At 37.6% G+C, this 8,430-nt stretch carries 7 protein-coding genes; 4 read left to right on the top strand and 3 right to left on the bottom strand.

Annotated elements, in window-relative coordinates; translation table 11 throughout:
• The first annotated feature begins 355 nt into the window (after positions 1-355).
• The 4 genes from ACEYX7_RS09895 to ACEYX7_RS09880 all read left to right on the top strand — a co-directional run bounded on the left by ACEYX7_RS09895 (position 356) and on the right by ACEYX7_RS09880 (position 6,035).
• Positions 356-1,216: a transporter substrate-binding domain-containing protein gene (locus ACEYX7_RS09895; protein WP_374807068.1), complete on the top strand. Its 861-nt coding sequence runs from the start codon at positions 356-358 to the stop codon at positions 1,214-1,216.
• Between the two features lie 133 nt (positions 1,217-1,349).
• Complete coding sequence (locus ACEYX7_RS09890) at positions 1,350-2,072, top strand: amino acid ABC transporter permease (protein ID WP_465246278.1); 723 nt, start codon at positions 1,350-1,352, stop codon at positions 2,070-2,072.
• A 158-nt stretch (positions 2,073-2,230) separates the two neighbouring features.
• Entirely contained in the window at positions 2,231-4,957 is a 2,727-nt protein-coding gene (glnE, locus tag ACEYX7_RS09885; protein ID WP_374900515.1) for a bifunctional [glutamate--ammonia ligase]-adenylyl-L-tyrosine phosphorylase/[glutamate--ammonia-ligase] adenylyltransferase, read from the top strand.
• 148 nt (positions 4,958-5,105) lie between these two features.
• Positions 5,106-6,035: a branched-chain amino acid transaminase gene (locus tag ACEYX7_RS09880; RefSeq protein ID WP_374803578.1), complete on the top strand. Its 930-nt coding sequence runs from the start codon at positions 5,106-5,108 to the stop codon at positions 6,033-6,035.
• 79 nt (positions 6,036-6,114) lie between these two features.
• Here the strand turns inward: ACEYX7_RS09880 and ACEYX7_RS09875 are convergent, their stop codons facing one another.
• The 3 genes from ACEYX7_RS09875 to ACEYX7_RS09865 all read right to left on the bottom strand — a co-directional run bounded on the left by ACEYX7_RS09875 (position 6,115) and on the right by ACEYX7_RS09865 (position 8,153).
• Positions 6,115-6,462 (bottom strand): CPBP family intramembrane glutamic endopeptidase, encoded by a 348-nt coding sequence (locus ACEYX7_RS09875; protein ID WP_374803580.1) that lies wholly within the window; start codon positions 6,460-6,462, stop codon positions 6,115-6,117.
• Between the two features lie 551 nt (positions 6,463-7,013).
• Positions 7,014-7,655 carry a LysE family translocator gene (locus tag ACEYX7_RS09870; protein ID WP_374803584.1) on the bottom strand — a complete coding sequence of 214 codons (642 nt, stop codon included), beginning with the start codon at positions 7,653-7,655 and terminating at the stop codon, positions 7,014-7,016.
• A 228-nt stretch (positions 7,656-7,883) separates the two neighbouring features.
• Complete coding sequence (locus ACEYX7_RS09865) at positions 7,884-8,153, bottom strand: type B 50S ribosomal protein L31 (RefSeq protein ID WP_374803586.1); 270 nt, start codon at positions 8,151-8,153, stop codon at positions 7,884-7,886.
• Positions 8,154-8,430 lie beyond the last annotated feature (277 nt).

The raw sequence follows: 8,430 nt of genomic DNA, 5'->3' as shown, positions 1-8,430 counted from the left end.
TTTTCTTTGTATGTCAACACACCCTAATACTCATTGCAATGATTAAACTAATTTTCTTTGTATGTCAACACACCCTACTTAATACGATTTTTTTCATGATTATTTCCTAAAAACTTATTTACGGTTTGTACCATCTTAAATTAGCAGACGCTTTATATTTAAACAAGAGACCCAGCCATATAAAAATTAAATCGATAAATCATATCTAATATTCTGCTAAACAATTCTAAAAATAAGATTGAAAAGTGATAAAGAACTGTTTAGACTGATGCCATATTCAATAAAACCATCTATTTTAGTTGGTTTTCTTTTCCCATTTAAGATTGACTTTAAGCAGTCCACTTTAGAGCAGATTATGAAAGCATATTATCTTTTACTTGCAGGTACAGCCTTGACTTTATCTGCTTGTGGCAACAGCAACAATGCAAGCAACTCAACAGCAAGTGCTACGGCAAGCACGACCGCATCAGCACCTGCTAACGCAGCAGCGAGCGATCAAACAGATTTGTACAAGCGTTTGACTTCAGGCGGTACTATTACTGTCGGTACAGAAGGTACTTATCCTCCATTCACTTATCATGATGAATCAGGCAAATTGACTGGTTATGATGTCGAAGTAACACGTGCTGTGGCTGCGAAATTGGGCGTACAAGTTGATTTTAAAGAAACGCAGTGGGACGCAATGTTAGCAGGTCTAGATGCCAAGCGTTTTGATGCCGTGGCAAACCAAGTAAGCTTAACCACTCCTGAGCGTCAAGCCAAATACGACAAATCTTTTGCCTATAGCTGGTCTGGTCCTGTATTGGTCGCACCTGTAAAAGTCACTGATTTGGCAAATTGGGAAAGCATCAAAGGCAAAAAGTCAGCCCAATCTTTATCTAGTAACTACGCTGAAATGGCAACCAAATACGGTGCAGAAATCATCGGTGTAGAAGGCTTAGCACAAGCGGTTGAATTAGTGCGTACAGGTCGTGCTGATGTAACGTTAAACGACCATTTGGCAGTCTTGGACTATTTGAAAAAGAACCAAAATAGTGGTTTAGAAATCAAACTTACCGCACCTGCGACTGAAAAAACAGGTTCAGGTATTATCTTCCGTAAGGGTGAAGATGCCGCCAATGCTAAGGTGAGCGAAGCAATTGAAGCATTGCAAAAAGATGGTACTTTGGCAAAATTGAGCAATCAATTCTTTGGTCAAGATATCAGTAAGCAATAATATGCTGAATACCTAAAGCCAATTTATAAAACGGTAGTCGCTGATTACCGTTTTATTTTTTAAATGGATTTTTTAAGCTATACTATGCTCCCTAACAAAACCCCCATATACCTAATGATGAAAGGTCATAAATATGTCAATATTGAATAACTTTTTAGCACAATTGCCTTTTATGGATGAAAACCGTGCCAATATTGTCATGACTTCATTTGCACCGATGTTACAAGGTGCAATTAAATATACCATTCCTCTTACCGTTATTGCATTTATATGCGGTATTGCGATTGCATTAATGGTGGCATTTATTCGTGTTTTCCCTCGTACCAATATTTTGCATCATGTTTTATATCGTATTGCTTTGGCTTATGTTGGCTTGATTCGTGGTACGCCATTACTGGTACAATTATTTATTATTTTCTATGGTTTACCGAGTGTCGGCATTACCCTAGATCCTTTTATTTCAGCGATCATTGGTTTTTCGCTTAATGTCGGTGCTTACGCTTCAGAAAATGTTCGTGCATCCATTTTGTCTATTCATAAGGGACAATGGGACGCAGGCATGAGTATGGGTATGAGCTATATGCAGACCTTTAGATATATTATTTTACCGCAGGCGATTCGTGTTGCTGTGCCACCATTATCGAATACCTTCATTGGTCTAGTAAAAGATACGTCTTTGGCTTCTTTGGTTTTGGTCACCGAACTGTTTAAACAAGCACAAATTATTGCAGCACGTAATTATGAGTTTATGCTGGTCTATATTCAAGCTGCACTTATTTACTGGGTAATTTGTTTTAGTTTAACTTTATTGCAAGGACGTTTGGAAAAATGGACTGGACGTTATATCCGTAAATAATCTAAAGTCATTTTTGTATTGATAAATCGAGTGCTAAAACATTTTAGGCTCGATTTTTTTATTCGACTTTAATCTGAAAAAGCCTTATCAAACCTTGCTATTTTTTGTCATTTCGGTGATGATTTTAAAAATATCTATCTTGTTTTGGAATGATGAACATGAACGAAAAACAACAACAACGTACACAGCAAAGTAGCCTTTATGCCACTCAAGTCATGCAGAGTATGGATGGTATTTGGCAACAAGATTATGCCAAAGACCAATTTTTAACTGCCTTATCCCAACAAGATATTCAACAATTACTACAAGACACCCTTTCTGATGTACAAGACGAAGTAACATGGATGCGATGCATTCGCCAATTGCGTGCCCGATTGATGTTGCGTTGGATTTGGCAAGATTGTAACGGCTTGACCGATGTGATTTCACTGACGCAACAGCTTTCATATTTTGCTGATGCCTGTATAGTTGCTGCCAAAGATTTTGCTCGCCCTGCTCTGGTCGCCAAGCATGGTGAGCCAATTGGTGCGGATGGGACTGTGCAAGATTTGGTGGTCATCGCCATGGGTAAACATGGTGCAGAAGAATTAAACTTATCCAGTGATATTGATTTGATTTTTTGCTTTGCTCAAAACGGTGAAACCAATGGACGTAAATGCATAGACGTACAGCAATTTTGTATTTTTTGGGGACAAAAAATCATTTATTTGCTCGATCATGTTACCGCAGATGGTTTTGTGTTCCGTGTTGATATGCGTTTACGTCCATGGGGCGATGGTTCGGCTCTGGCACTCAGTTATGCGGCTTTGGAAAAATATCTCATCCAACACGGACGTGAATGGGAACGCTATGCATGGATTAAAGCCCGTGCCATTACTGGCGGTACAGCAGGCGAAGAGATTATCCGCTTAAGCCGTTCTTTTGTGTTCCGTCGTTATGTGGATTATACCGCCTTTGCCGCCATGCGTGAAATGAAAGGCATGATTAACAAAGAGGTAGCACGTCGCAATACCGCTGATGATGTCAAGCTCGGTGCTGGCGGTATCCGTGAAATTGAATTTATCGTGCAAGTTTTTCAATTGATTTACGGTGGTTCGCATCTCAAATTACAAGATCGGCAATGTTTGATAGCGTTAAAACATCTTTATGATGATCACTTTTTGGATCAAACTGCCCATGATGAATTACGCACGGCTTATTTGTATTTGCGTCGTGTCGAACATGCCATCCAAGCTTTACAAGATCAACAAACGCAAAACCTACCGCAAGAAAATGAGTTACGCCTGCGTCTAATTTATGCTTTGAATTTTGATACTTGGCAGGCATTTATGGATGATTTAAATATTCATCGTAATAAAGTCAGTCATTATTTCAAACACCTGATTGAACAACCGATGAATCAAGAACAATTGGAAAATCAATCTTTTGAAATGTTATCCGAAGAATTGGCAATGATTTTGGATGACGAAACCAAAGCACGCATTGAACGTTTTTGGCATAGTCAAACAGTGCAACATTTACCAAGTACCGCAGAACAACGCTTGAGAAAATTTTGGCCTTTATTCAGTCAAGCGATTGTACAAGCAGATAGACCACAAGCGGCATTATTACGCTTATTACCTTTATTAGAATCGATTTTACGCCGTAGTGTATATTTGGTGATGCTGACTGAAAACCGTGGGGCATTGCAACGCTTGGTGAAAATGGCAAGCTCAAGCCCATGGATTTGTGAAGAATTGGTGCAATATCCTGTGCTGTTGGATGAGTTTTTGTCTTTGGATTTTGAATTTCCACAGCGTGAAGATTTACAACAAAACTTACGCCAACAATTATTACGCCTAGAACTAAATGATGTTGAAGACATTATGCGTGTGTTACGTTTATTTAAAAAATCCAATGTATTAGCTGTAGCAGCCAGTGATATTCTGGCAGAAAGTCCGTTGATGCGAGTATCTGACGTACTGACCGATATTGCCGAAATTAGTGTCAATGCCACGTTGAATTTGGCTTTCCAAATGACCGCTCAACGTTATGGTGTACCTGTCAAAAACAATGGCGAACGTGCCAGTTTAGATCAAATTGGTATGGCGGTGGTCGGTTACGGTAAATTGGGCGGCATTGAATTGGGTTATGGCTCAGATTTGGACTTGGTATTTTTACATGATTATCAAGACTATACCGAAACCGATAGTAAAAAAGCCATTTCAGGTATGGAATTTGCCATGCGTTGTACACAAAAATTTATGTCGCTGATGACCACACAAACTCTTGATGGACGTGTCTATGAAGTCGATACACGTTTACGCCCGAATGGTGATGCAGGGGTATTGGTGAGTAGCCTAAAACAGTTTGAACAATATCAATATCAACACGCATGGCTTTGGGAACACCAAGCTTTAGTACGTGCAAGGTCGGTGGCAGGTGATGCAGATTTATGCCAAAAATTCGAACAAATTCGTTGTGCAGTACTCACACAACAGCGTGAGCTTGCCGATGTCAAACAGCAAGTCTTAGAAATGCGAGAGAAAATGCTCAATCATCTCGGTTCAAAAGCCCACGAGAGCCAAGCAGGTATTTTCCATCTCAAGCATGATCGTGGTGGCATTGTCGATATTGAGTTTATGGCACAATTTTTGGTATTGGCATTTAGCCACCAAGATGCACAGCTCGCACATTATTCAGACAATGTCCGTATATTTCAAGATGCAGCAAGTGCAGGAATGATCAGCCTTGATGATGCTGATTTACTGATTATGGCGTATTTATTAGAGCGTGGTGAAAGCCACCGACTCGCTTTAGATAACCAAAGTTTGCGTGTACAAGCAGAAGCATGGCAAGTCACACGTGAGCAAGTCTGTGCCATTTGGGAACAGCTTTTTCATTGATAGTATGGCTTTGTTTGGAAATGTAAAAGCATCTGATTCATGCCTAGCGGTTTTGGGTAATCACGCTTTTTTTAATTTGTATAATCAGCAAAAATTGTATAAATTAAGGTATTAAAGTTTTAATTGATACAAACATGGAGTATTCACAATGAGTATGGCAGATCGTGACGGTTTTATCTGGCAAGATGGCAAAATGGTGGATTGGCGTGATGCCAAAATCCATGTCCTGACCCACACTTTACACTATGGTTTAGGGGTGTTTGAAGGGGTGCGTGCCTACAAAACTGCGGATGGTCGTACAGCGATTTTTCGTTTAGAAGACCATACCAAACGCTTATTAAATTCAGCAAAAATTTTCCAACTGGACGTGCCGTATAGCTATGATGAATTGCTAGAAGCACAAAAAAATGTGGTACTCGAAAATAAATTAGAATCAGCTTATTTGCGTCCACTGATTTGGGTCGGTTCAGAAAAATTAGGTATCGCTGCAAAAGGCAATACCATTCATGCCATTGTTGCAGCGTGGGCATGGGGTGCATATTTGGGCGAAGAAGGCATCAAAAATGGTATCCGTGTTAAAACATCGAGCTTTACTCATCACATGCCAAACGTCACCATGTGCAAAGCCAAAGCGGTAAGCAACTACCCTGTATCGATTATGGCAAACCAAGAAGTGACCCGTAACGGTTATGAAGAAGCCATCTTGATGGATCCGCAAGGTTATGTCTGCCAAGGTTCGGGTGAAAACCTATTCTTGGTTAAAGATGGTGAGCTACATACGCCTGATTTGTCTGGTGGTGCATTAGACGGGATTACTCGCCGTACCATTATGCAATTCGCACAAGACTTAGGTATCAAAGTGCATGAGCGTCGTATCACACGTGATGAATTCTACTTGGCAGATGAAGTGTTTATGACAGGTACAGCTGCAGAAGTGACGCCAATTCGTGAATATGATGATCGTCCAATTGGCAATGGTGGTCGTGGTGAATTGACCGCTCAAATTCAAAAATTATATTTTGATGTGGTCGAAGGTCGTAACGAAAAATATGCACACTGGTTAACCTATATCAACTAAGCTTAACCTTAAAAATCGACAAAATAAAAGCCAAAAGTATATTATATTGCTTTTGGCTTTTATTTTTGTGAAAAAATCATCAATCAAACAATAATTGATAAGGTAAACCCAAACCAAATAAATCAAAATATGCGTGTGCTAACATAAATGGCACTAAACTATTTACCTTTTTACGCCACAACAAAAACACAAAACCTAACGTTAATATCGTGCTTGCACCAGCAATACCTTGATAAAGGTGAAAAATAAACCGTACAAACAAACTATAAACTATGGCATGACGTAAGTATTTTACCTGTGTTGCCATCACCAGCCCCATAAAAAATAACTCTTCATAAAAGCCATTTAAAAATGAAAATACAGATAATGATGGTGAAAGGCGACTGGTATAATCTGCCCATGTATATTGATATGCTTCTTCAGCCACTTGGCTGATATCCTCAACGCCATAATATGTTGTGGGAAAAGATTATAATGAATAATTTCATAAATATTTGCCACAGCACCCGCTGTAAAAATCATTGCAAGCGTGAGTGGTAAAGTATAACGATTGACCGAAAAATTAAGCTGTTTAAAATCAAACTTCCGCCAATATAAGTAAGCACCAGCTACTGCCAAAACAATCAGGTCTAAAATAATACCGTTATAATTCATTGATTCACTGAATATAAATTTATCAGGTGCGACTTGTTGTTATTGCAGTAATTCAATATAACCACTAATGGCAGTATATGTCGCAATACCAAAAAAGATTATGGACAATACAATGATATCAAAAAACTGCCAATGTGTTCGTTTATCGTTCATTATTTTACCCATTCATATATGGTTATTCGATGATTAAAAAATCTATACTCAATAAAGCATAGACTTTTATGATGCAATACAATTATAACAAATTTTAATCTATATTAAAAGCTATTCTTATGGTTAAATGCACTATTTAATAAAATTAAAAAAACAATTCATATCATGGGTTTAAGTAACTTTTAGCAAAGGTTGCAAGCCAAGTAACACAGAGAAATAGATCAATAAAATACCCGATATTGCCAGCATTACTCTAGCCCAACGACTGTCTTTATCAGGACGACTAAATTGATTAATACATAATGTCATCACTGTAAACCATGTCGCTATCGTCAAGGCATGTATACTAATCAATGCTAAACCATTTATATAATGTGAGCTACTATGAAAATTAATAAACTGTGGAAAGGCAGCGATATAAAAAATAGATACTTTAGGATTCAGAATTTGAGTAATAAATCCTGCCATAAAACTCTTAATATGTGTGAGTTTTATGACTTGATTATCTGTATTAGATTTTTTATTTTCATTACGCCATGCTTGCCACAAAAACTTTAAGCCTAGATAGCATAAATATAATGCACCCAATATTTTGATAGCATTAAAAAGTAGCGGCGATTTTAATAATATGAGCGAAACACCAAATAAAGATAATAGACCATGAATATATGTTGCGGTAACTAAGCCAAAAATTTTTAATAATGCATCATGTTTGCCGACATGGCTTGCTGTACTAAAAATCAAAAAAGTGTTTGGACCAGGTGAAATCACCAACACCAAACAAAGCAATATATACGCAACAATATTTTCCATCTAATATCATATCTCCTAATTAAATCATTTAAATCGCTTTGAGATTCAACTATTTTGAGTCTCCTGCTCCTGCTGTATTTAAAGCTCGCAGACAGCAAATTATAAAGCAATCCGAATTATTTTCAACAACTTTTGAATTATTTTGATTCCAAATAAAAAATGGGAATAATACCCGCAGTACTATTCCCATTTAAGAAATATTATAACAATAAAATAAGTATTTTATAATTATTCCGCAGCTTTGCTACCACCACGGTTAAAACGTGCAAAACGCTTGTTAAAGCTTGCAACACGACCTTCGTTGCTTGCTTGACGTTGTTCACCAGTATAGAAAGGGTGAGACGCACTTGAAATATCTAGTGTGACGTACGGATATGTTTCGCCTTCATATTCACGAGTTTGGCTACTTTGAATCGTTGAACCAATCAAGAAATACACATCAGCGTTCGTGTCATGAAACAAAACAGTACTGTAAGTTGGGTGGATATCTGCACGCATGGTTGAAATTCCAAAATTTAATAAATAATGGCAATGTTATATTATAACTTAGGCTTAGTCAAGCAATGTGTATTCTGAAATGCACTTGAGTATTCTTATTATTTTAAATTTCTATTTTAATATATCAATAGCATTGATTTATATGGATTTTTATTCAAAATAAAACACAAAACTTAACAAAAAATCGTTCGCTAAAGATAATAGGACTTACGCAAAACCGTAATTTTTTTGCATAAGGGGAATAAACTATAGTAGCATAAGGCATGACAAAAAAACC

This window comes from Hubeiibacter jixunmingi (assembly GCF_041928215.1).
In the GTDB taxonomy this organism is placed as follows: domain Bacteria; phylum Pseudomonadota; class Gammaproteobacteria; order Pseudomonadales; family Moraxellaceae; genus Acinetobacter.
This window is presented reverse-complemented; position numbering and strand designations above follow the sequence as displayed.